At 44.5% G+C, this 24,717-nt stretch carries 21 protein-coding genes; 14 read left to right on the forward strand and 7 right to left on the reverse strand.

Annotated elements, in window-relative coordinates:
* The first annotated feature begins 1 nt into the window (after position 1).
* The 9 genes from Q0R52_RS18005 to Q0R52_RS18045 all read left to right on the forward strand — a co-directional run bounded on the left by Q0R52_RS18005 (position 2) and on the right by Q0R52_RS18045 (position 12,988).
* On the forward strand, positions 2-1,138 hold the full coding sequence (locus Q0R52_RS18005) for an efflux RND transporter periplasmic adaptor subunit (RefSeq protein ID WP_295796719.1): 1,137 nt from the start codon (positions 2-4) through the stop codon (positions 1,136-1,138).
* A 125-nt stretch (positions 1,139-1,263) separates the two neighbouring features.
* Positions 1,264-4,476: an efflux RND transporter permease subunit gene (locus Q0R52_RS18010; protein WP_295796721.1), complete on the forward strand. Its 3,213-nt coding sequence runs from the start codon at positions 1,264-1,266 to the stop codon at positions 4,474-4,476.
* A 113-nt stretch (positions 4,477-4,589) separates the two neighbouring features.
* The gene (locus Q0R52_RS18015) at positions 4,590-6,011 is read left to right on the forward strand and encodes a TolC family protein (protein WP_295796722.1); all 1,422 of its coding nucleotides are present in this window, start codon (positions 4,590-4,592) and stop codon (positions 6,009-6,011) included.
* A gap of 12 nt (positions 6,012-6,023) precedes the next feature.
* A complete protein-coding gene (locus Q0R52_RS18020) occupies positions 6,024-6,146 on the forward strand; it encodes a hypothetical protein (protein ID WP_295796723.1) in 123 nt (40 codons plus the stop codon).
* A gap of 216 nt (positions 6,147-6,362) precedes the next feature.
* Positions 6,363-7,193 carry a patatin-like phospholipase family protein gene (locus Q0R52_RS18025; RefSeq protein WP_295796724.1) on the forward strand — a complete coding sequence of 277 codons (831 nt, stop codon included), beginning with the start codon at positions 6,363-6,365 and terminating at the stop codon, positions 7,191-7,193.
* A gap of 189 nt (positions 7,194-7,382) precedes the next feature.
* Complete coding sequence (locus Q0R52_RS18030; protein ID WP_295796725.1) at positions 7,383-8,483, forward strand: Fic family protein; 1,101 nt, start codon at positions 7,383-7,385, stop codon at positions 8,481-8,483.
* Positions 8,484-8,522: 39 nt separating this feature from the next.
* Positions 8,523-10,826, forward strand: coding sequence for a family 20 glycosylhydrolase (locus Q0R52_RS18035; RefSeq protein WP_295796727.1), 2,304 nt, complete (start codon positions 8,523-8,525; stop codon positions 10,824-10,826).
* Positions 10,827-10,971: 145 nt separating this feature from the next.
* Positions 10,972-12,228 carry a putative DNA modification/repair radical SAM protein gene (locus tag Q0R52_RS18040; RefSeq protein ID WP_295796729.1) on the forward strand — a complete coding sequence of 419 codons (1,257 nt, stop codon included), beginning with the start codon at positions 10,972-10,974 and terminating at the stop codon, positions 12,226-12,228.
* A 1-nt stretch (position 12,229) separates the two neighbouring features.
* Positions 12,230-12,988 (forward strand): TIGR03915 family putative DNA repair protein, encoded by a 759-nt coding sequence (locus Q0R52_RS18045; RefSeq protein ID WP_295796731.1) that lies wholly within the window; start codon positions 12,230-12,232, stop codon positions 12,986-12,988.
* Positions 12,989-13,100: 112 nt separating this feature from the next.
* On the opposite strand, the gene Q0R52_RS18050 is transcribed toward Q0R52_RS18045, so the two are convergent.
* Entirely contained in the window at positions 13,101-13,643 is a 543-nt protein-coding gene (locus Q0R52_RS18050) for an OmpA family protein (RefSeq protein WP_295796732.1), read from the reverse strand.
* A 70-nt stretch (positions 13,644-13,713) separates the two neighbouring features.
* A complete protein-coding gene (locus tag Q0R52_RS18055; protein ID WP_295796734.1) occupies positions 13,714-14,325 on the reverse strand; it encodes a class I SAM-dependent methyltransferase in 612 nt (203 codons plus the stop codon).
* Positions 14,326-14,699: 374 nt separating this feature from the next.
* Here Q0R52_RS18055 and Q0R52_RS18060 point away from each other — a divergent pair, with 374 nt between their 5' ends.
* From Q0R52_RS18060 to Q0R52_RS18070, 3 genes are read left to right on the forward strand one after another with little or no spacing between them, the layout of a single operon-like run.
* Entirely contained in the window at positions 14,700-16,100 is a 1,401-nt protein-coding gene (locus tag Q0R52_RS18060; RefSeq protein ID WP_295796736.1) for an RtcB family protein, read from the forward strand.
* 4 nt (positions 16,101-16,104) lie between these two features.
* The gene (gene prfH / locus Q0R52_RS18065) at positions 16,105-16,722 is read left to right on the forward strand and encodes a peptide chain release factor H (RefSeq protein ID WP_295796738.1); all 618 of its coding nucleotides are present in this window, start codon (positions 16,105-16,107) and stop codon (positions 16,720-16,722) included.
* Between the two features lie 58 nt (positions 16,723-16,780).
* The gene (locus tag Q0R52_RS18070) at positions 16,781-17,920 is read left to right on the forward strand and encodes a heparan-alpha-glucosaminide N-acetyltransferase domain-containing protein (protein ID WP_295796740.1); all 1,140 of its coding nucleotides are present in this window, start codon (positions 16,781-16,783) and stop codon (positions 17,918-17,920) included.
* Positions 17,921-18,220: 300 nt separating this feature from the next.
* On the opposite strand, the gene Q0R52_RS18075 is transcribed toward Q0R52_RS18070, so the two are convergent.
* Positions 18,221-18,460, reverse strand: a complete 240-nt coding sequence (locus Q0R52_RS18075) for a hypothetical protein (RefSeq protein WP_252788198.1) — start codon at positions 18,458-18,460, stop codon at positions 18,221-18,223.
* A 155-nt stretch (positions 18,461-18,615) separates the two neighbouring features.
* Here Q0R52_RS18075 and Q0R52_RS18080 point away from each other — a divergent pair, with 155 nt between their 5' ends.
* The gene (locus Q0R52_RS18080) at positions 18,616-19,785 is read left to right on the forward strand and encodes an MFS transporter (protein ID WP_295796742.1); all 1,170 of its coding nucleotides are present in this window, start codon (positions 18,616-18,618) and stop codon (positions 19,783-19,785) included.
* A gap of 3 nt (positions 19,786-19,788) precedes the next feature.
* Here the strand turns inward: Q0R52_RS18080 and Q0R52_RS18085 are convergent, their stop codons facing one another.
* From Q0R52_RS18085 to Q0R52_RS18095, 3 genes are read right to left on the reverse strand one after another with little or no spacing between them, the layout of a single operon-like run.
* Positions 19,789-20,661 carry an SMP-30/gluconolactonase/LRE family protein gene (locus Q0R52_RS18085; RefSeq protein WP_295796744.1) on the reverse strand — a complete coding sequence of 291 codons (873 nt, stop codon included), beginning with the start codon at positions 20,659-20,661 and terminating at the stop codon, positions 19,789-19,791.
* 10 nt (positions 20,662-20,671) lie between these two features.
* Positions 20,672-21,442 (reverse strand): SDR family oxidoreductase, encoded by a 771-nt coding sequence (locus Q0R52_RS18090; protein ID WP_295796747.1) that lies wholly within the window; start codon positions 21,440-21,442, stop codon positions 20,672-20,674.
* A 9-nt stretch (positions 21,443-21,451) separates the two neighbouring features.
* On the reverse strand, positions 21,452-23,167 hold the full coding sequence (locus Q0R52_RS18095) for an IlvD/Edd family dehydratase (RefSeq protein WP_295796749.1): 1,716 nt from the start codon (positions 23,165-23,167) through the stop codon (positions 21,452-21,454).
* Positions 23,168-23,338: 171 nt separating this feature from the next.
* Here Q0R52_RS18095 and Q0R52_RS18100 point away from each other — a divergent pair, with 171 nt between their 5' ends.
* Positions 23,339-23,911 (forward strand): Crp/Fnr family transcriptional regulator, encoded by a 573-nt coding sequence (locus Q0R52_RS18100; RefSeq protein ID WP_295796750.1) that lies wholly within the window; start codon positions 23,339-23,341, stop codon positions 23,909-23,911.
* A 27-nt stretch (positions 23,912-23,938) separates the two neighbouring features.
* Here Q0R52_RS18100 and Q0R52_RS18105 read toward each other — a convergent pair whose 3' ends face one another.
* Positions 23,939-24,670: an SDR family oxidoreductase gene (locus Q0R52_RS18105; protein WP_295796752.1), complete on the reverse strand. Its 732-nt coding sequence runs from the start codon at positions 24,668-24,670 to the stop codon at positions 23,939-23,941.
* Positions 24,671-24,717: the final 47 nt, after the last annotated feature.

Below are 24,717 nucleotides of genomic sequence, written 5' to 3' on the forward strand. Positions count from 1 at the left end.
CATGAAAAGTTTAATCTTAGCGATACTCGCAATATCATTATACAGCTGCTCGCCAAAGCCGCAAACAGCTGCAGCGCCGCCGGCGCCATCACTGCCGGTTGCCGTAATTGCCACGGGCAATGACACCACTTACCAGGAATACCCTGCATCGGTAGAAGGTACCGTAAACGTAGAAGTGCGCCCGCAGGTAAGCGGAACACTGGATAAAGTATTTGTTGACGAAGGTGCTTTTGTAAGCGCCGGTCAGCCTTTATTTAAAATAAACGACCAGCCATACCGCGCTGCGTTAAACAATGCGTTGGCCAGCCAGCATGCGGCCGAAGCAGCTGCGGGCAACGCCGACCTGGAAGTTAACAAGCTTATCCCGCTGGTTGAAAACAAGGTAGTATCAGATTACCAGTTAAAAACAGCCAAAGCCGCTGTACAAGTCGCCAAAGCCAATATTGAATCGGCTAAAGCAAACGTGGCCACTGCGCAAATCAACTTAGGGTATACTTTAATTAAAGCCCCGGTTAACGGTTACATAGGCCGCTTAAACAAGAAGCAAGGAAGCCTTGTTGGCGCCGCCGATCCGGAAGCACTTACACAGTTATCTGATGTGCACGATGTACACGTTTACTTCTCACTTAGCGAAAAGGACTTTGTAAGCTTTAAAGAACAATACGCCGGCTCAACCCTTACCGATAAATTGAAACAGGTGCCTATGGTATCGCTGGTGTTAGCTGATAACACTGCTTACGGCAAACAAGGTAAAGTTGATATGATTGACGGCCAGTTTGATAAAACAACAGGCGCCATCACTTTAAGGGCAAGCTTTTCTAACCCGCAAGGTTTACTGCGCTCTGGCAATACCGGTAAAATCCGCTTAAGCCTGCAGCACAAAGATGTGTTGCTGGTGCCTCAATCGGCCACTATTGATATGCAGGACAAAGTATTCGTTTTCGCAGTAGCCGACAGCAACAAGGTTAAAAAGCAGGCCATTACCGTAGTAGGCAAAAGCGGCGACAATTACCTGGTTAAAGATGGTATAAAAGTGGGCGACAAAATTGTGCTTTCTGGCTTCGATCATTTGCAGGACGGCACCATCATAAAGCCTGAGGCAGCGAAAGATAAGACCGCTGCACTTGCTAAAAACTAATTGAAAAAGAGTCAAGAATCAAGAAATCAAGAGTCAAGATAAAACGTCATATCGAACATAATTGGAAGACAATAATTCTGTCTTGGTTCCTGACTCTTGACCTCTTAAATCTAAATTAAAAAGTCATGTTAAAAAAATTCATAGAAAGACCGGTACTCGCTACCGTAATTTCAACCTTACTGGTGATACTGGGCGTGCTCGGTTTAACCAGGCTGCCCTTGCAGCAATTTCCTGACATTGCTCCGCCGTCGGTACTGGTAACAGCCATTTACCCGGGCGCCAATGCCGAAACCGTTTTGCGCTCCGTAGCGCCATCGCTCGAAGAATCTATCAACGGTGTTGAGAACATGACTTACATGAGCTCGACCGCCAGTAACGATGGTACTTTAGCAATTACCGTATATTTTAAATTGGGCACCGATGCCGACCAGGCCGCGGTTAACGTTCAAAACCGTGTGGCCCAGGCCACCAGCCAACTGCCTGCCGAAGTAGTGCAGCAGGGCGTTACCACTGCCAAACAGGAAAATAGCTTTATTATGGCTATTGGTATGTTTACCGAGGATGAAAAGAAATACGATCAGACATTTATTGCCAACTATGCGCAAATAAATATCATCCCCGAAATTAAACGTATCCCCGGTGTAGGTTCGGCTGCCATATTCGGTGGCTTAAAAGATTATTCGATGCGTGTGTGGTTGAACCCATCACAAATGGAAACTTACCACATTACCCCAACCGAAATATTTGCAGCTATACAGGATAAAAGTTTGGAAGCCGCTCCCGGCCGTTTTGGCGAGCGTAGCAAAGAGGCATTTGAATATGTAATAAAGTACAAAGGCAAGCTTGCAAAACCCGAAGAATATGAAAATATACCTATACGCTCAAATTCAGATGGTTCGGTATTGCGCTTAAAAGATGTGGCCCGCGTTGAGCTTGGCTCTTACTCGTATACCAGTATAACCCGTTTAAACGGTAAAAAAGGTATCGGTATCGGCGTTATCCAGTTATCAGGCTCTAATGCCAACAAGATACAGATTGAGATAAACGACCTGATGGCTAAGTCTGCAAAAGACTTTCCAGATGGCGTTAAATACAACATCTTTTACAGCACCAAAATTGCGCTGGACGAATCTATCACCCAGGTAAAACACACGCTTATCGAGGCATTTATACTCGTGTTCCTGGTGGTATTTGTCTTCCTGCAGGATTTCAGGTCAACGCTTATTCCTGCCATAGCGGTTCCGGTGGCCATTATCGGTACGTTTTTCTTTATGTCAATATTTGGCTTCTCTATCAACCTGCTAACCCTGTTCGCGTTGGTATTGGCTATAGGTATCGTAGTGGATGACGCGATAGTGGTGGTCGAGGCCGTGCACGCCAAAATGGAGCACAAAGGCCTCGGTCCAAAAGAGGCAACACTCGAAGCGATGCACGAAATTACCGGTGCCCTGATATCTATCACACTGGTAATGGCAGCAGTATTTTTACCGGTCGGTTTCCTTGAAGGGTCGACAGGCGTATTCTACCGCCAGTTTGCCTTTACCATGGCAATCGCTATCGTAATATCGGCATTAAACGCATTAACGTTGAGTCCTGCTTTAGCAGCATTATTTTTGAAACCCTTGCACCATGACAGTAATGGTCAGCCGGTTAAAACAACTTTTAAACAACGTTTCTTCAATGGATTCAATACCAGCTTTACTTCACTAACCAATAAATACGTTGGCGGGCTTAAGTTTTTAACCAAAAATAAATGGGTTGGCATTACGGGCCTGGCTATAGTAACATTTGCTGTAGTAATGATGGTAAGGACCACTAAAACAGGCTTTATACCAACAGAAGACCAAGGCTTTATTGCCATTGCAGTAAATACCCCTTCAGGTACCTCGCTCGACCGTACCTCGCAAGTAATGGAAGATGCCGAATCGAAGGTAGGTAAAAATCCTGCTGCACGGTTTGTAACATCGGTACCAGGCTTTAACCTGCTTACCAAATCAAACAGTCCATCATCGGCCATCTTCTTCGTATTGCTGAAGAAACCCGAAGAACGTGGCGCGGTAAAAGATATCAATGCTATAATGACCCAGATACGCGGCGATTTAGGCGCGGTGCACGGTGGCAGTTTCTTCGTGTTCAGCTTCCCAACTGTTCCCGGTTTTAGTAACGTTGAGGCCCTCGACTTTGTATTGCAGGATAAAACCAGCGGCAAGCTGGACAAATTCAGCGGTATATCAACCAAGTTTATTACCGAGTTGATGAAGAAACCGGCAGTTGCTTTTGCTTTTACTTCGTTCAAAGCCGATTACCCGCAGTTACAATTAGACGTTGACGATGATAAGGCTAACCAGCTTGGTGTAAGCGTGAAAGATATACTGCAAACCATGCAGGTGTATTTTGGTAGTGCCCAGGTGTCGGACTTCAACCGCTTCGGTAAATACTACCGTGTACAGGTACAGGCAGATATTGCCGATCGTGCTGATCCTTCATCTATCGATCGTGTCTTCGTGAAAAACAAAACAGGAGAAATGGTGCCGATCAATTCACTGGTTAAATTAACCCGTGTTTATGGTTCTGAAACTGCATCGCGTTACAACCTGTTCAACTCTATCGAAATAAATGCGATACCAAAACCAGGCTTTAGCTCGGGCGAGGCTATCAAAGCGATAGAGGAGACAGCAAAAGAACAGTTGCCATTGGGTTATACTTATGACTTTACCGGTCAAACCCGCGAAGAAATATCTTCAAATGGTCAGTCGACAGCGGTATTCCTTTTGTGTTTGGTGTTTGTGTACTTCCTGCTGTCAGCACAATATGAAAGCTATATTTTGCCACTGGCGGTTATTTTCTCCATTCCAACAGGTGTACTGGGCGTATTTATCGCCATCGGCCTTACAGGTATCGAGAATAACATCTATGTACAGGTGGCGCTCATCATGCTCATTGGCTTGCTGGCCAAAAACGCGATTTTGATTGTAGAGTTCGCGGTGCAGCGGCGAAAGGCAGGCTTGTCGCTTATCGCGTCAGCAATTGAGGCAGCCAAATTAAGGCTTCGCCCGATTATCATGACGTCGCTGGCCTTTGTGTTCGGTTTGTTCCCGATGAGTATTGCCACCGGTCCGTCAGCACAAGGTAACCACTCTATCAGTATCGCCGCAGCAGGTGGTATGGTTTCGGGGGTTATCCTCGGTCTGTTTATCATTCCGGTTCTGTTCGTAATATTCCAGGGCTTGCAGGAAAGAATAACCGGCGCACCCGAACCAGTGTTAACGGCTGATGGTGTTAGCGATGGAAAAAATAATAACCATGCGGTTGCGCTGCAAGGCGAACTGACTGCATAAAAATAAGAGAAGTGCGATTTCGTCCCCTGAAGACGGGAATGGGAAAGTGAAAATCGAAGGTTTCCAGGGGATGGAATCGCACTAAATAATCTCAACAATAAATAGAAAGCAAAATGAAAAATTATATAAGCGTATCCATTTTGATACTAACATTATCGGTGCTGAGCGCCTGTAAGGTGTCAAAGGATGTAGAAACACCCAAGCCGGCATTACCTGAAACCTTCAGGAATGCAGCTACAACCGGCGATACCAGCAGCATTGCTGATATACAATGGAAACAGTTTTTTACCGAAGCTACTCTACAAAAGCTGATTGATAGCGCCATCGTAAAAAACTACGATATGCAGATTGCTGTTAAAAATATCGAAGCATCGCAATTGCTGTTTAAGCAGGTAAAATGGAACAATGTTCCGCAGGTTGATTTAAACGTTACCGCCAGTTCAAGCCGCCCGTCGGATAACAGTATTAACGGTTTAAGCCTGAGCCAGAATAATATCGGCTCAAAGCATGTTGAAGATTATTCAGCAAACTTAGCCGTATCATGGGAAGCTGATATATGGGGCAAAATCCATAACCAGCAACGGACTGCTTTGGCTGCTTACCTGCAAACACAGGAAGCTAAAAAAGCTATCCAGACCAGCCTGGTTGCAAGTGTATCGCAAGGTTATTACAACCTGTTGATGCTTGACGCCCAGCTTGACATTGCACAAAAAAATGTGAAGCTGAATGACAGCACTTTGCGTATAATCAAGCTGCAATATGATGCAGGCCAGGTAACCTCGTTAGCCGTTCAACAGGCCGAAGCCCAAAAGCAGGCAGCCGAACAATTAGTGCCACAGTTTGAACAAAACCTAACCATACAGGAAAATGCCCTGCGTATTTTAACCGGCGAATTGCCTGATAAAATTGCAAGGAATTCGAACCTGGATGCAATGGTGATCCCTGCAAATGTGGCTACCGGCGTGCCATCGGCCATGGTAAGCCGCAGGCCCGATGTAAGGAGCGCCGAGCTTGAATTAATGATAGCCAACAGCAAAGTAGGCATTACCAAAGCCGAAATGTATCCTGCATTGCGCATAACTGCCGAAGGCGGTGTAAACTCGTTCAAGGCCAGTAATTGGTTTAATATCCCCGCATCATTATTTGGTGTGGTTGCCGGAAGCGTAGTGCAGCCATTGTTCGATCACAAACGCTTAAAAACCGATTATGAAGTTGCGCAGGTTAACCGTGAAAAAACAGTGTTGCAGTTCCGTCAGTCGGTTTTAAATGCAGTTGGCGAAGTATCTGATGCGTTGGTGAAAATTGATAAGCTGAAATCGCAGCAGGTAATAGCCGCTAACAGGGTGAATACCTTACAACAAGCAACAAAAAATGCCAATCTGCTGTTTAAAAATGGCCTTGCAAACTACCTGGAAGTAATAACAGCGCAGGGCAACGTACTGCAAAGCGAGCTGGAGCTGGCATCAATAAAAAGAGACGAATTAAGCGCAGTGTCTGAATTATACAGGTCGCTGGGCGGTGGTTGGAAAAACTAAAAATTAGTACCCATGAAAGAATTTGTAGTATCAAGAAGCAAGCTACTTTTTTGTTCGATAAAAGAATGGAACGTCACCCTTGTGTTTTGGGCAGCTGTGCTGGTGATTGAGGTGGCGATGAATGTGTTAAAGTAAGATCTTTATAGATTTTGATCTGATTACCGGGTCATAAATAATCCCCTCGGGACAACACCATAAACCGGCCTGTTGTCCCGTTTTTATTTCATTTAACTTTCTATCGAGAGATAAAAAAGTAGCTTAGCAAATTAGTAACAAGTATGTCAGCAGGCGTAGCTGGGTTGACTTGGCACGGTTAATGGCGAATAACTAACACATACACATAAATAATAAATGAATCCGGCAACAGATCTCAAGAAAACAAAAAAAATAGGATTAGCCCTGTCAGGCGGTGGTATAAGAGGTGTCTCTCATTTAGGTGTGATGCAAGCGCTAACAGACCACGGCATTGAATTTTCGCATATTTCAGGCACAAGTGCAGGAGCAATTGCCGCATCCTTTTTTGCCGCCGGGTATGCACCAAAAGAGATCCTGCAGATTATTAAAGAAACCAAACTGCTTAAACTGCTTCGCCCGTCAATTGGCAGTGCGGGCTTAATTTCTATACTAAGGGCCCGGTTTTTATTTGCGCGGTATATTCCTCATAATTCCTTTCAAAAACTTAAAATACATGTTACCATTTCGTCTGTTGATCTGGGCGAAGGAAAACTGGTTTATTTTACAGACGGGGAACTGGACCTGGCAATTTTAGCCTCATGCTGTTTACCTGGTATTTTTAAGCCCATTATTATTAATGAACATATGTATATCGATGGCGGGATCCTCAATAATTTCCCGGTTGAACCATTGGTAGGCAATTGCGACCTTATTATTGGTTCCTCATGTAACCATTTACCGGTAGTTACCGAGATCAAATCATTTGGGAGCCTGGTTGATAGGGCTGCTATGATTGCTATCAACTCAAGCCTTAACATGCATAAAATTTTATGCGATATAGTTATTGAGCCGCATGGTTTGGGCGGCTACGGTATATTTGATACCGATGCTGCTGACGAAATTTATAAGATAGGGTACGAAGAAGGGTTAAAAGCTATTGATGAGAACAAGATCCTTAAAGATATTGTTGAAGCACATAAAGAAGCAAAAAAAGCATCCGGGGCATAAGGAGCGGGCAGCTTTCAAATAACTAAGGACTGCCTATTTGCTGTAGGCAAATTCTTTAAATGTTATCTCTTAAAACTTGCTAAATAAATTTGATGCGGCGAATAAGGGTCTTATTTGCCGCATTTTTGCTGCGAATAATTTGTACATGCGGCAAATAGTTTCTATATTCACCGCATATTTACGGTGAATATGTATATACATGAGTTAGAGGCGTGGCCAAATTTCACATGGGATGACAAAACGCTCTCCGAAAAACTCGGTAGAGTAAGGCATAATATGGGATTAATATTGGGGCAGATGAATGCTGCAGGCTTTAAACAGAGAGAAGAAACACTCTTGAAAACGCTCACATTGGATGTTACTAAATCAAGCGCTATAGAAGGGGAAATACTAAATACAGAACAAGTGAGGTCATCTATAGCCAGGCGTCTCGGAATAGAGGTAGCTGGGATGATCATATCAGACCGTCGTGTAGATGGCGTTGTAGAAATGATGCTTGATGCAACGCAAAAGTTTAATTTACTATTAACTGCCGACAGGCTTTATGGCTGGCATTCATCTCTTTTCCCGTCTGGCAAAAGCAGTCTGAATAAAATAATAGTTGGTAACTGGCGAAATGATGAAACCGGACCTATGCAGGTTGTTTCAGGGCCGCTGGGTAAGGAGCTAGTGCATTACCAGGCGCCTGACGCCAAACAGGTTCCGGCTGAAATGGATCTATTTCTTAATTGGTTTAATGATGAGCAACACCTTGATCCGGTTATAAAAGCCGGAATAGCGCATCTTTGGTTTGTAACTATACATCCTTTTGATGATGGGAATGGGCGTATAACCAGGGCTATAACAGATCTACAATTGGCAAAAGCCGATAAATCAACTCAACGGTTTTATAGTATGTCTGCTCAAATAGAAAAGGAAAGAAATGCCTATTATGATATACTAGAAGACACGCAGAAAGGCAATCTGGATATAACGGGCTGGCTAGCGTGGTTTTTTGACTGCCTTGACCGGTCAATGGATAATACAGTTGATGTATTGGAAAAGATATCCATAAGGACCCGGTTTTGGGATAAACACCAGGATAAGGCATTGAATACCAGGCAAAAGAAGGTTACAGATATGTTGCTGGATGATTTTTTTGGGAGTTTGAATGTCTCAAAATGGGCTAAAATAACTAAATCATCAACCGATACTGCCTTAAGAGATATCCGGGATTTGATGAGTAAGGGTGTACTTGCACAAAATGAAGGCGGTGGCAGAAATACAAGCTACAGCATAATATTAAACTGAAATCATTACCTTTCAAATTTAAATAACACGCTTCTTTCAATGGAACTTTTTACGTCAAAGCACTTATCCTTTAAGCTCATAGTCTTATTAATATTGGTCGGTGCTATTAAAGCAGCCGCACAGGAAACCAGCAGGTATCCCTTAATTCCTTATCCATCCAAATTAATTACCGGAACGGGCTCTTTTATCATCAGTACAAAAACTAATATCAAAACTGACAGCCGGTTTGAAAGCGAAGCCGAACAATTAAGTGAATTACTTGGCAACGGGCTTGGCAAAAAGCTAAGCATCAACAAAAGCGAAAAAAACAGCCGTATAAAACTGGTGTACGATGCAAGCATTACCGCGGCCGAAGGCTACAAACTATCTGTAACCCCGCAACAGGTAACCATTAGTGCCAAATACCCGGCAGGCATGTTTCATGCTGTTGAAACCATTAGGCAGCTTTTGCCGGTATCCATTGAGGAAGGTATCGCCCATAAACAATTATCCTTACCGGCAGTAACTATTGCTGATGAGCCTGCATACGACTGGCGCGGTATGCACCTCGATGTATCCCGTCACTTCTTTTCAGTTAGCTATCTTAAAAAGTTTATCGATAGGTTGGCCCTCTATAAAATGAACAAACTGCACCTGCACCTAACCGACGACCAGGGCTGGCGTATAGAAATAAAAAAATATCCGCTGCTTACCGAACAGGGAGCATGGCGTACTTTCAATAACCAGGATTCGGCGTGTATGAAACGTGCAGCCGATAATCCTGATTTTACTATTGATAAGGAGCATATCATCCAGCGTGATGGAAAAACCTTATATGGCGGCTTTTACACGCAGGAAGAAATGAAGGGTGTAGTTGCCTATGCCGCTGCAAGGCACATCGACATCATCCCCGAAATCGATATGCCGGGCCACATGATGGCGGCAATTAATTCGTGCCCGTTTTTAACCTGTAATGGAGAAAATAAATTTGGCGAGCTGTTTTCAAAACCGATTTGCCCCTGCAACGAAACCACATTTGAGTTTGCCGAAAATGTGTTTACCGAGATAATGGATATTTTCCCCTCAAAATACATTCATATAGGTGGAGATGAAGTGGATCGTTCGGACTGGGGTAAATCAGACGCTTGTAAGGCTTTGATGCAACGGGAAGGAATCAAAGATTTGCCCGCGCTGCAAAGCTATTTCATCAATCGGATGGAAAAGTTCTTCAATTCAAAAGGCAGGAAAATGATTGGCTGGGACGAGGTTATTGAAGGCGGCGTAACTAAGTCGGCCATTGTGATGTACTGGCGCACCTGGGTGCCAGATGCCCCGGTAAAGGCTGTGAAAAACGGTAATACCGTAATTATGGCACCCGGTGAACCATTGTATTTTGACAACCAGCCCGACCAGTACACAATTTATAAAGTGTACCATTTTAACCCTGTCCCCAAAGCTTTAAATAACCAGGAAGCAAAAGCAATTATAGGGGCACAGGCGGAAATATGGACAGAAATGATACCATCCGAAAAGCGTGCCGACTACATGTACATGCCCCGGATGACCGCCCTCGCCGAAAATCTGTGGACGAACAAGCCGGATAGATACGAATCGTACACAAAACGTTTGGTAACACAATTCGCCAGGATGGACGCGATGAAGATAAACTATCGCCTGCCTGATTTGCCGGGGTTACTTAATAACTATGTATTTACTGACGAGGGAAAGCTAAGCATCGACAAACCGCTGCCAAGCCTAAACATTCGTTATACAACAGATGGCTCGGTGCCCGATGTACAATCGTCTGAACTCCCATCGCCGTTGACAATAAAAACATCTCAGCAAATTAAGGTCGCCCCTTTTACAGCGGCAGGCACGCGCGGCGATATTTATACGCTTAATTACAAGCAGCAGCAAATGCTTGGCCCGATAAAAATTGCACCGCCCCAACCAGGACTAATGTGCAGTTATTATAAAGCCTATTTTAAAGAAACAGCCTTAATGCGCAATGCCAAAATCGACAGCACATTTATCAGCGATAAAATTGCCGTACCGGCCTCGGTAAAAGTGCCGTCATTTGGCATAAGCTATAAAGGGTACATCGATGTGCCGGCCGACGGCATTTACAGTTTTTATTTAAATTGTGATGACGGCGGGGTATTGAGCATAGGGAATGACGTTACCGTAAACAACGATGGCAACCATTCGGCACAGGAACGCAGCGGACAGATAGCTTTAAAAATGGGTGCTCATCCTTTTATGCTTGATTTTATTGAGGGTGGGGGCGGATTTACACTAAAATTACGATACAGTGTAAATGGTTCGGAACCGAAAGAAGTGCCGGCTGGCTGGTTGAAACATTGACCTCAAAAATTCGATATTTTAAGGTCGATGGAAATTTAGACATTAAATGCGTTTTTATTAATCTGGCCGGATAATTAGCAGTTTATTCCCCAAAGTTCTGTTTATATAAATTCAAATACTAAAAATATTAGTAATTTTGATTGATATGAATGTGGACAGGATAACAGAGAAATTGAATATTTTGGCAGATGCTGCCAAATACGATGTATCATGTGCATCGAGTGGAAGCAAGCGTAAGAACGAAAATAAAGGTCTTGGTAACGCCAGCAATGGTATTTGTCATAGTTATACCGAGGATGGTCGCTGCGTGTCGCTGCTAAAAATCCTGCTCACCAATCATTGTATTTTTGATTGTGCCTATTGCGTCTCCCGCAAAAGTAACGACATTAAACGCGCTGCCTTTACCGTGCAGGAAGTGGTTGATTTAACCATTAACTTCTATCGCCGTAATTATATCGAGGGCCTGTTTTTAAGTTCGGGTATTTTTAAAGATGCCGACTACACCATGGAACGGCTGGTGCAGGTGGCAAAAAAACTCCGCACAGAAAATAATTTCAACGGCTATATTCATTTAAAAACAATTCCCGGGGCAAGCGACGAGTTGATGCGGGAAGCCGGTTTGTACGCCGACAGGCTAAGTGTTAACCTGGAAATGCCTACCGAAGCGGGGTTGAAGTTACTGGCACCGGATAAAAATCGACAGGATATGATCGACCCCATGGCCTTCCTGAAAAAAGAGATCATCCAACGCACAGAAGAGAAGAAACTATTTAAAAAGGCGCCGATGTTTGCGCCTGCAGGGCAAAGCACCCAGGTAATAATAGGTGCCACGCCCGAGAATGACAGCGAGATTTTACAAACGGCCAATCACTTTTATAAAAACTTCAATTTAAAACGGGTTTACTATTCCGGCTACGTGCCAGTACTGGCAGACAAGCGCTTGCCAGGCCTCAATACGGCAGTACCCATGGTACGCGAAAACAGGCTTTACCAGGCTGATTGGCTGATGCGGTTTTATGGTTTTAAGGTAAGCGAAATTGTAAATACTCAACAACCATTGCTGGATTTGGACATCGACCCTAAACTTGGTTGGGCAATCCGCAATATGCATGCTTTTCCTATTGATATTAATATAGCTGATATACAAATGATACTACGCGTGCCAGGTATTGGCTTATTGTCGGCAAAAAAGATTATAAGCGCCCGCAAATTTGGCAGGTTGAATTGGGAGCAACTTAAAGCAATCGGCGTTGCGCTAAACCGCGCTAAATATTTTATTACCTGCAAAAGCAACAGTTTTGAAAAACGCGACCTCACCGGCACCAAAATCAAACAGTTTATTCTGGCTGAGTCGCAGAGTAAGTATTTGAAAAATCAACAAACCCAGTTGAGTATTTTTTAGTATGACAAGGCTGATTTACGACGGAACGTTTGAAGGGCTGCTTACAGCTGTATTCGAAATTTATGAACGGAAACTTAATTATATTAATCTGCAAAAAATAGGGGTGGCAAGCACAGCCATGTTTGAGGACGTGATTAATGTTATTACTGATAACAGCCGTGCCAGCCGCGTATTAAACGGATTGAAAAAAAAATTGTCGGCAAACGGCGTTCAACGGGTTTACATCGCCCATATGAGTGAAATTGAAAACGAGGAAAACAACATCGTTGGGTTTATCCGGCACGCGTTTGATGCCGACCGAAATATCGAAGAAGATTACGGTAACAGGTTTGTTCTCCGTATATCAGAAATTATGGTGATGATGCGCCGCGAAAAACACAGGATGGAAGCTTTTATTCGTTTCCAGAAATTAAAGGATGAAACTTATTATGCTGTAATTGAGCCTGATTTTAATGTGCTGCCGTTATTAATCCGGCATTTTAGAAGCCGCTATGCCGACCAAAAATGGATGATTTACGATATCAAACGAAATTATGGCCTCTACTATGATTTGCACGATACCGAATTTATATCGATGGAATTTTCAGAGGCCAAATCGGCAACAGATGTAGAGGCATCCTACACTGAAGACGAGGAAGTGTACCAGCATTTATGGAAAAACTATTTTAAAAGCGTAAACATCGCTTCCCGTAAAAACACGAAACTCCATGTAAGGCATATTCCCAAAAGATATTGGAAGCATTTGACAGAGAAGATATAAAAATTTTGTCATTGCGAGCGAGGAACGAGCGCGGCAATCGCGAACATCACCGGTCGAATTTGCAAAGTTTGCGGTTGCTTCGTTCCTCGCAATGACAATCGGAGGATTTTGCTTATTGCTTCTTAATCTCTACCCTTCTGTTCAGCTTCCTCCCGTCTTCGGTACTGTTGTCAGCAATCGGCTTGCTTTCGCCATAACCTTTAACATCCAGGTTACTGCCGGGGATGCCGGTATTTACCAGGTATAATTTTACCGAGTTGGCCCGTTCAACCGACAACGCCATATTATGCGCATCCGTTCCCTCGGCTGATGAGTTACCGTTCAAAACAAACTTTACCGATAAGTCTTTTTTCATTTCGGCCGCAGCTTTATCCAAAAAAGGATAGGAGTCGGTTTTTAATATGCCCGAGTTAAATTCAAATTGTATATTTTTAAAATTATAGTCAGGTTTTGTAACCGGGGCTGGCGGTGGTGGCGTTTCCTGTTGTGGTGCAGGCTGTTGTACCTGTGGCGTCTCTTTCTTTTCAGGCTGAGGGTCGGGTGGGTAACTTACCGCTGGCTTAGTAACAACCGGCTTTTTGGCTTTGCAGGCGGGCAAAGCGGCTATGGTAAACAAAATAGCTATCAGCAAAAAATGTGATTTTATAATTTTCATAAGTAATAAATGTGATGATGTAAATATAAAAACGCAGCTTAAGCGCGCTTAGTACAACTTATAAACATACTCACATCTTTTGCAGGCACCAGGTTGTCATGCAGCGCAAGTTTTGCACGTTCGTCGTTTTTATAGGCTCAAAAAGCTGACCGTTTAATTTTTCGGTGTAATCAAGCAGCATTTGCTGGTTCACCAAAAAACGTTCGGAGCCATCGGGCAGCAAGTAACGGCCGTTGCCGCGGCTTTGCACCAGGGTTTCAATCCCAATATCCGATGCCAGGCGGGCAAATAAATAACCGCCGGGTTTTAGCACGCGCCACATAGATTGGAGCATGGCATCGAAATGTTTTTCGTCCGCAGCAAAATGCAATACCGCACTGCTGATTACCAAATCAAAGCTACCATCATCAAACGGTAAGTCCTCGGCTGCAGCAACAATGAAATTTGATAAGGGTAAATTGGACCCCAGCCCGTAGGCCAATCTTGTAACTGCCTCTACTGCGTTTGGATTTGGGTCGATGCCATAAACGTCAAAACCATTGCGGAGAAAATAAACAAGGTTGCGCCCACCACCGCAGCCGGCATCAAGTACCTTATGGCAATTATCAAACCGGCCTTTTAATAATTGGTCGAATAAGTAAATGTCGATATTACCGTAAAGCTGCTGTAGGTTCTGCTGCATGCTGCTAATGTAAGCGGAACTATCCGGAAATTAAAAATTGTTTGTCATTGCAATATTTTTCTATCTTTGCCGCAATTCCTTATTTGTTAACCATTTAATACAGAGGAATCATGACAGAGCAAATCCACATATCGCCCCTTTCGCTCATTGCCTAACAGGCAGGCAAAATGCTAATTTTCAATTTTTTTGAAGACGAATAACTGCTTACATTTTTGTAGTCATTAAGTTTTTTGTGCTGCCATAAATCCGTTAGGCTACCGTTCTTCTGCAAAGGGTATATCCCTAACCCGGGGATGAATCAAAATCAATAAAATTTATAAACTTATCTGTACACTCTACAACGCGTTTGTGCGGACCTGGAATACATAACCCACATGGGCAATTTAAAAACAAAAGATTTAACAAAAATAGGCTTTGCCAATAACCAGCTGATAAGCCTGGCGCTTGGCATAGCCTCGAAACATTTTAAACACCATACCAATAGCCAAATTATAGATGTTTTTACAGAGATTAAAAACAACCCCCAACTATACCTTGATGATGAGGTAACAGGCAAAATAGCGGCCAAAGTAATTGGTAAAACGGATGCGCCGGCGTTTAAAACGTTTGATTTAAGAACGCAGCCCACGCCTTACAAAATTTATGGCGGCAAGGACATTGAAACTGTTGCTAAAAAGCAGATGGATTTGGCCATGCTACTACCGGTTAGCGTTCAGGGTGCTTTAATGCCGGACGCGCACATGGGGTTCGGTTTGCCTATTGGCGGGGTGCTGGCTACTGATAATGTGGTAATTCCCTATGCCGTTGGTATGGACATTGGCTGCCGCATGGCACTAACGATTATCGATGAGACCGATGCATTTATTAAACGCTACGATTACCAGCTAAGGCAAGCTTTAAAAAACCATACCCATTTCGGTATGGAGGGCGGGCTTGATACAAGGCAGGAGCACGAGATTTTGGACAGCCCCGTGTTCGGGCAAATTCCATTCCTGAAGCAGCTTCGGGGCAAGGCGGTAAGGCAGCTGGGTACCTCTGGCAGTGGCAACCATTTTGTGGAGTTTGGCGAGATTGAGCTGGCCGAAAACAACTCGCTTGGTTTGCCGGGCAAAAAATATGCGGCATTGCTATCTCACTCCGGAAGCCGGGGTTTGGGCGCAGCCATTGCCAAATATTATACGCAGGTTGCCATGAATACCTGCAAGCTGCCCCGTCATGCCCAGCAATTGGCCTGGCTCGATTTGAATAGCGAAGCAGGGCAGGAATACTGGCTAACAATGACCTTAGCCGGCGATTACGCCAAGGCCTGCCACGAGCGCATACATGCCAACCTGTTAAAAGCTGTAGGCATAAAGCCTGTTATGGTGATAGAAAATCATCACAACTTTGCCTGGAAGGATACGCTGGCAGATGGCAGGGAAGTTATTGTACACCGCAAAGGCGCTACACCGGCGCATGCGGGCGAGCTGGGCATAATCCCGGGAAGTATTACAACGCCGGCTTATGTGGTAAAGGGTAGGGGAGCGGATAATGCACTTTTCTCCGCCTCCCACGGCGCCGGTCGGGCGATGAGCCGGCAAAAGGCAAAGGATGGTATGACCGTGTCAGCCATGAAGAAAATGCTGGCAAATGCTGATGTGGAACTTATTGGCGGCAGCGTGGAGGAAAATCCGCTGGCTTATAAGGACATTGAAACAGTAATGCAGGCGCAAAAAGAACTGGTGGATATTCAAGGCAAGTTTACCCCCCGCATTGCGAGGATGAATAAAGATTAAAACAATGAAAAAAGTAATACTACAAATTACATCAGGCAAAGGCCCGGCAGAATGCTGCCGGGTTGCTGCCCTTGTGCAACAAATTATATTGAAGCAAGCCAAACAACAAAGCATTACCGCCGAAGTTCTGGAAACCATAAAAGCGAGCGAAGAAAACACGCTGCTATCGTCAACCATATTAATTGAAGGAGACGACTTCGATACTTTTATAACCGAATGGAAAGGCTCTATACAATGGATAGGCCAAAGCCCCTTCCGCAAAAATCATAAGCGTAAAAACTGGTTTATCGGCGTCGAATGTTTCGACATTAAGGAGCTGCCCGCCTGGGATATTAAAGATGTAAAGCTCGAAACCTGCCGTGCATCCGGTCCCGGCGGCCAAAATGTAAACAAGGTTGAAACGGCTGTACGGGGCGTACATATCCCCTCGGGCATACAGGTATTTGCTATGGACAGCCGCTCGCAGCTTGAAAATAAAAAACTTTGCCTCAGCCGCCTCGAAGCAAAAGTAATGGCCTGGCAAACCGGGCAACTAGTTGAACAACAGCAGAACAAGTGGATGCAGCATAATTCATTACAGCGTGGCAACCCGGTAAAAACGTTTAAGGGAGATTTATTTTAAATGACATCTGGTCAAATTATATATCTTTAGTTTATAAAAGAATCAACTAAACAATAATATGAAGGCAGCAATAGGGGATAACGCAATAAAAACACGGTTACTTTCACTCGATTTTTTCCGTGGTTTTACGGTTGCCGCTATGATTTTAGTAAACGATCCCGGCGACTGGGCGCATATTTATCCGCCGCTTGAACACTCAAAATGGAATGGCTGCACACCTACCGACCTGGTGTTTCCGTCGTTTTTATTCATTGTTGGGGTATCGATCGTCTATGCCATGCAAGCAAAAAAAGCCGACCCGGCAACCCACCACAAGCTGCTGCTTTCCATTCTGCGCCGTACACTGACAATTCTGGCTCTTAGTTATACATTACGGCTCATCAGTAATTTTGATTTTACCCATTTGCGTATACCGGGGGTGTTACCGCGTATAGCTGTTGTGTTTGGAATAACGGCTTTCCTCTATATTAAAACCAATGTGCGCACGCAGGTATGGGTTGCTGCCGTTTGCCTGGTCGGCTATTATTTATTAATGACCTTAGTGCCGGTACCGGGCTTTGGCCCCGCCAATTTGGAACCAACCACCAACCTTGGCGCCTGGCTCGACAGGTTGGTTTTTACACCTAACCATCTTTGGGTCGATTCAAAAACGTGGGATCCTGAAGGCCTGCTGGGTACTATCCCAGCTATTGGCACTTGTTTAATGGGTTTGTTAACCGGCACCTGGCTTAAAAAAGATAAAACAAAAACGGGCAGGCAGCTATTGCAAATGGCCGGCGCCGGGGCAGTGCTTATTGTAGCCGGCTTAATATGGAACGAGTTTTTTCCTATCAATAAAGCGTTGTGGACAAGCTCGTTTGTGCTGTATGCCGGTGGAATTGCTGTAGTGATACTTGCATTGTGTTATTGGCTGATCGACGTAAAAAATTACCGCAGGCTAACCCCGCCGTTCCTGGCTTTTGGGCGAAACGCTATAACTGCCTATTTGCTGGCCGACTTTATCCCGGCCATATTGACGGGCATAAAGGTTACCTCTGACGGAAAAAAAACGAGTCTTTGGTCTTACATGTACAACCATTTGTTTGTGCCGCTTTTGTCCCCTGTAAATGCCTCCCTTGCCGGCGCTTTTTTAATGGTCCTTATCATATTTATTCCCATCTGGGTGCTTTACGTCAAAAAGATTACCATCCGGGTATAGTTAATGTAAATGCGAAATGAGGATTAATAATAAATTCTGATTATCAGATATTTAAACTAAATAAAATGTATTGATAATGAGCGTGTTTCGTAGCGTTCCGGGTGTTCCATGTGAGAAAATGGAACGCTTATAAGTTAACGTTCATTTGGCTCGAATACTAAAAACCCTTCCTGTGATATAAACAAGACTAAAGAAGAACAGGAGCGGCTTTGAAATAAATGAACTCCTATAAAAAAAACGATGTGCTAAAAGATTTTGCTGATTGTTGTTTTAGCGTTCGGGTTATTGCCCCCCTAAAGTTTACAAAAGATTGTATGATTCTAATTGCTCGGCAACTCGATGTAAAACCTCTTCGTCTAAAATTCCGGTGTTTTTGCAAATATGCAGGCCCCGGTGCCCGTCCGGTTCAAAACTACCGACGAACTGGCCATTGTTAAATACTTCAAACTTGCATTCATCATCTTTATGATGCATGTAGTCGCGCACCTCTAAATGATAGTTTTGATTGTTGCTGGTTACAGAGATCTCGAACTTTTCCATGGCGTGTGTTGTATTTTATTAACCGTTACGCCGGCGAATTGTTATCGGTAGTTATAAACAAAAAAAATTCCAACCCCGAAAATAACTCTCTCCAAAATATTTTTTCAATAAGCATCTCTTCCATTAGCTTTACAGCCGTAAACCGCTATTACTACATGAAGAGAATTTTACCTGTAATTGTACTGTCTCAATTTTTTTGTACTTCGCTTTGGTTCGCGGGTAATGCGGTGATGGCTGATATGGCCAAACAATTACGCCTGCAGCCATCTTACCTGGCCTACTTAACAAGCGCGGTGCAATCAGGGTTTATTGCGGGGACATTGGTTTTTGCGATATTAAGTATTGCTGACCGGTTTTCACCTTCACGGGTTTTCTTCACGTGTGCAATTGTTGCGGCGTTAATCAACCTCGCCATTAGTTTCAGCGGCTTAACCGTTGGGGCGCTGATATCCTTCCGTTTTTTAACAGGATTTTTCCTGGCAGGTATTTATCCCGTCGGGATGAAAATAGCAGCCGATCATTACGAACAAGGCCTGGGCAAATCGTTGGGATTTTTGGTGGGCGCTTTGGTGCTCGGTACCGCCTTCCCTCATTTTTTAAAGAGTGTAATGGCAGGTTTGCCATGGAAAGACGTTGTATTTGCAACATCGGCCCTGTCTGCATTGGGTGGCCTGGCCATGCTTATCCTGGTGCCCGATGGCCCTTACCGCAAAGCAGGGCAAAAACTCAGCTTCGGCGGTTTTTTAAACAGTTTTCGCGATGCCAAATTTCGCGCGGCTGCGTTCGGGTATTTTGGCCACATGTGGGAACTATATGCCTTTTGGATGTTTGTGCCGGTAATTCTAACGGCATATAAAAGCCATTATCCCGAGGCCGGTTTTAATACTCCACTGCTGTCCTTTTTGATAATTGCTTCGGGCTCATTATCCTGTGTTTTTGGCGGGTTTATATCACAGCGTTTAGGGGTAAAGAAAACGGCAATAATAGCGTTGTCGTTATCATGTATTTGCTGTTTCATATCCCCACTGTTCCTATTTAATGGCTCAACCACCGCGTTTATCGCTTTTATGTTTATATGGGGGATGGCGGTAATTGCCGATTCGCCGTTGTTTTCGACATTAGTAGCGCAAAACGCACAACCGGCATCAAAAGGGACATCGCTCACAATCGTTAACTGTATTGGCTTTTCCATAACCATCATCAGCATACAATTGATTAACGCGTTGCGAAATGCCGAAAACGCCGGCTATATCTATATGCTGCTAGCTATCGGGCCTGTTCTGGGATTATTAGCATTGCTTAAACGCAGCAGGCTGACCGCCTGATTTTTATCCTCGAAATTCTACAGCAGGTCGTCCTTTGTAACCAGTATTCTTCCAAACAAAGAGGCATCCGGCTAAAGGCTGTTTTTCAAGCTCGCCGGGCGAAATGTCTTTTCTCGCGGTGGTGATATACAAATCCTGTAAGTCCACACCGCCAAATGTGCACGATGAAACATTGGCAACTGGCATTTGCAGCGTAAATAGCTTCTCGCCTGTTATTGGATTCCAGCGGCTTACCTGCCAGCCGCCCCAATGAGCAACCCAAAGCATACCCTCAGCATCTATCGTCATACCATCGGGGTAACCACCGGTCTCGTCTATTTTAAATGCTGTTCTTTTATTCGATATGCTGCCATCATTATTGTCGAAGTCGTAAGCTACAATTGCCCGGGTAGGCGTGTCGATATAATAAAAAGTCTTGCTATCAGCGCTCCAGGCCATACCGTTCGAGATAGTTGTACCTTCAATTTTTTTGCTGATTTGATTATTGCTGTCCAGCATATAAAGGCTACCGGCATTCGGCGTTTCGTTGATAGCCATGGTGCCGATCCAAAACCTTCCGGACGGGTCGCATTTGCCGTCGTTAAATCGGTTGCCGGGTAAATGTGGTTCCGGGTGCACAAACGTGGTTATTTCGTGGGTGTGCCTGTCAATTTTTGCCAGCCCGGTTTTTAGCGCGGCCAATAAATTGCCATCGGCGCAAAGCGCGACTGCGCCCACCATTTGATGGGTCTTTATGGTTTTGTGCGAATTTGTTTCCGGGTTAAATTCATGTATATCACCTGCTAAAATATCTACCCAAAACAATGTATTTGTCCTGGCGTCCCAAACAGGTCCCTCGCCTAAAAAGCAATTGTAATTAACGGCAACTTCTACCATTTTTCCTTTTTTATTTAATGCCGGTCGGCAATATGCTTACAGCTGTCCAACCTCCGTCAACAATTAAACTTTGCCCTGTAATGTGTTTTGCCTTGTCGGATACTAAAAACAAAGCAGTTTCCGCAATATCAGTTACCGAAGCCGGGCGACCCATAGGTGTTATATCTGTCCATACACGCTCGTAGTCGGCTTCCTCCGTGGTACGTTCGGTTAGCGTAGCGCCGGGGGCAACGGTGTTTACATTTATTTTATATTGAGAAAGTTCAATTACAAGGTTTTTTGCGAGCATTTCCAAAGCAGCCTTAGTCATGGCATAAGCAGCAAGGCTTTTAAGCGCCTGGTGGCCCACCACCGATGAAGTAAACAATATAGCCCCGCCGCCGCTTTGCAGCTTCATTTTATTGGATGCCGCCTGTGCCAGGAAAAATGAACCGCCCAGGTTAACTTGCATTACTTTATAAAATGCCTCGGGTGTATAAGTGCCGAAATCGCCAAACAAAGTGATCCCCGCATTGGCAATTACTATGTCCAAATGGCCGTACAGTTTAACAGCGTTATCAACCATTTTATTAATAAATGCTAAATCACTGGCATCACCGGCAAAATGAGTGCAATTCCCTCCTGTCTGAGTATTGATTTGCGCAACAGCTTTTTCGGCTAATTTGGTATCAACATCATTTAATAACACCGTTGCGCCACGAGCAGCCAGCAACCTGCATATCTCGAAACCGATGCCCTGGCCGGCGCCGGTTACAATAGCTACTTTATCTTTAAAATCCATAGCAGATGTTTAGTGTGAATCCCGTACTACTTTATCTCCCGAACCGCCGCGCAAAAAGTCCATATCTGCACCTAAGTGTGCCTGTTGTACATGGTCGATATAAAGTTTTACATAACCGCGACTGGCAACTGGCTCTGGTGCTACGTATTGGGCCTTTCTTTTTACCAATTCTTCGGCGTCGATATCAACATTCAATAACCTGTTCGGCACATCGAGTGTTATTAAATCGCCCGTTTTTATCATTGCAAAGTTACCGCCTGCAGCAGCTTCGGGTGATACATGCAACACTACCGTTCCGAAACCTGTTCCGCTCATCCGGCCGTCAGAAATGCGGACCATATCGGTAATGCCCTTCTCCAACAACTTCTTTGGTATCCCCATATTGCCAACTTCGGGCATGCCAGGGTAGCCTTTTGGGCCAACATTTTTTAAAACCAAAACGCTGTTTTCATCAACATCTAATTCCTCGGTATCTATTCGTGCTTTAAAATCTTCAATATTTTCAAACACTACGGCTTTACCGGTATGCTGCATTAAATGCTTACTTGCTGCCGATGGCTTAATAACCGCCCCGGCTTCGCACAGGTTCCCGGTTAATATGGCCAGTCCCGTCGATGTATTAAAAGGAGCATCAACGGTGGTTATTACATCGCTGTTGTAGCTCGTTGCATTGCTGTAATTTTCAGCCATGGTCTTCCCGTTGACTGTTATACAGTCGCGATGTAGTATACTATCCAGGGCTTTTAAAACAACTGGTAGTCCCCCTGCATAAAACAAGTCTTCCATAAAGTATTTGCCCGATGGCTGCAGGTTGGCTATCAGCGGGATATTTTCAGAAAGATGATTAAAGTCGTTTAATTCCAGCTCAACGCCTATCCGGCCTGCAATGGCCAGCAGGTGGATTACAAAATTAGTTGAGCCGCCAATAGCAGCATTTACCTTAATGGCATTTTCAAAAGCATTCCGGGTGAGTATATCGGATAGTCTAAGGTCTTCCTTAACCATTTCAACAATACGCAGGCCGGATAGCTGCGCCAGTACTTTTCGCCTTGAATCGGCAGCGGGGATAGCTGCATTGCCGGGCAGCGAAAGGCCCAGCGCTTCTACCATGCAAGCCATTGACGACGCTGTGCCCATAACGGCGCAATGCCCCTGGCTGCGGCACATAGCTGCTTCAATGGTGACCAATTCTTCTTCTAAAACATTACCAAGCCGTACCTCGTCATGATAGCGCCAAACATCGCTGGTGCCGATGTTTTTGCCACGGTGGTTGCCGGTAAGCATAGGGCCGCCCGATACCACTATAGTTGGAATATTAACACTGCAGGCACCCATAACTAATGATGGTGTTGTTTTGTCGCAACCGCAAAGTAACACCACTCCGTCTATAGGGTTGGCCCTGATAGATTCCTCAACATCCATGCTTGCCAGGTTGCGGTATAACATAGCGGTAGGCTTTATCAAAGTTTCGCCAAGCGACATCACCGGGAATTCAACCGGGAAACCACCGGCTTCCAGGATCCCGCGCTTAACCGACTCCGCCAATTCTCTGAAATGCGCGTTACAAGGGGTTAATTCGCTCCAGGTATTGCATATGCCAATAATAGGTTTGCCGTTAAATTCATAATCGGGTATGCCCTGGTTTTTCATCCAGGCCCGGTAGATAAAACCATCCTTTCCTTTACGGCCAAACCAGGCACGGCTTCTTAATTCTTTTTCCTGCATTTTTTATTGGCTACTGGTTTACTAGTAGCGTCGCCAATGTAGGTAATCTGTAATTGCTTTGCAAACCCGGGTACAAAAGATAAATTGATGGTGACGACCGGATAGTTGCAGGCCGCAAATTTCGTCGTGCTTTTTAAAAGAATTCTTACCTTTAAAAACTTACAACCGCCTATGGAAGCCAAAGAAACATTAAAAGCTCACGTTGCTAAATTGGCCACGTTAACCGATGATCAGTTCGATTATTTCTTCTCGCATTTTAAAAAGATGAGCTTTAAGAAAGGGCAGGCCATTATTACCGGGGGCGATGTGGTGGATTGTGAATACTTTGTAATATCCGGTTGCCTGAAATCTTTTTTTATTAACGATGACCTGAAAATGTATATCCTGCAGTTTGCCATGCCTACCTGGTGGGCATCGGACTACAACGCATTGTACAGTCACGCCAAAGCTACCATCAACGTAGACTGTATTACCGATGCCGAGGTTCTTTGCCTTAGCGGCAGCGATAGAGAAAAGCTATGTGACGAAATTCATAGCGCTGAGCACTTTTTCAGGTGGCGAACCAACAAGGGCTATGTTGCTGCTCAAAAAAGATTACTCTCCTTTATGAATAACGACGCGAAACACCGCTACGAGGAACTTTTGAAACTATATCCCGAACTGTATAATATAGTTCCCAAAAACCTGATTGCGGCGTACCTGGGCGTTTCCAGGGAAACACTTAGCAGGTTATATCATACCTGAGACTTAACCCCGTTTAATAAATATCCGTTACCGGGTTTGTCCAAGCGGCCTTAATACTATATCGTTTACGTTGATATTGCCGGGCTGGCTTATGGCGTATACAACTGCATTAGCGATGGCTTCTTCATCCATCTTTGGCATACCTTTTAAATTCCCATAAAGCGCCTTAATCTTCGGGCTGGTTATATCGCTCCCTAGTTCCGATTGTGTGGCGCCGGGGAAAACGGTGGTTACTTTAATAGTTTGGGCCACTTCTTCGCGCAAGGTCTCCATAATGGCGCGAACGGCAAATTTCGTCCCTGAATAAACCCCGATACCCGGCGATGTTTTTATACCGCCAACAGATGACGTGGCCAAAATATGTCCCTCTCCGCGTTGCAGCATATGCGGCAATACAGCATTAATACCATACAACACGCCTTTAATATTAATATCAATCATCCTGTCCCACTCTTCAACATGCCCTTCGTCAAAAAAAGAAAGGGGCATAATGCCGGCATTGTTCCATAATACGTCCACGTGTCCAAACTTTTCAATGCTACGCTGTACCAGGTTATCCAAATCGGCTCTTTTACTTACATCGGTTACTACATAAATGGCGTTACTGCCCAATTCCTGCACCAGCGTTTTTAGCTGATCTTCTCTTCGGGCGGCCAATACCACTTTTGCGCCCAGCGCGACCAATTTCCTGGCGGCGCCTGCACCTATGCCGCTGCTGGCACCGGTAATCACTATAACCTTATCTTTAATTCCTTCCATGATTTTACATTTTATTACTGCAAAATTAAAACATGGATGCGTTTATG

The sequence above is a fragment of the Mucilaginibacter sp. genome (assembly GCF_025359345.1).
Lineage (GTDB): Bacteria > Bacteroidota > Bacteroidia > Sphingobacteriales > Sphingobacteriaceae > Mucilaginibacter.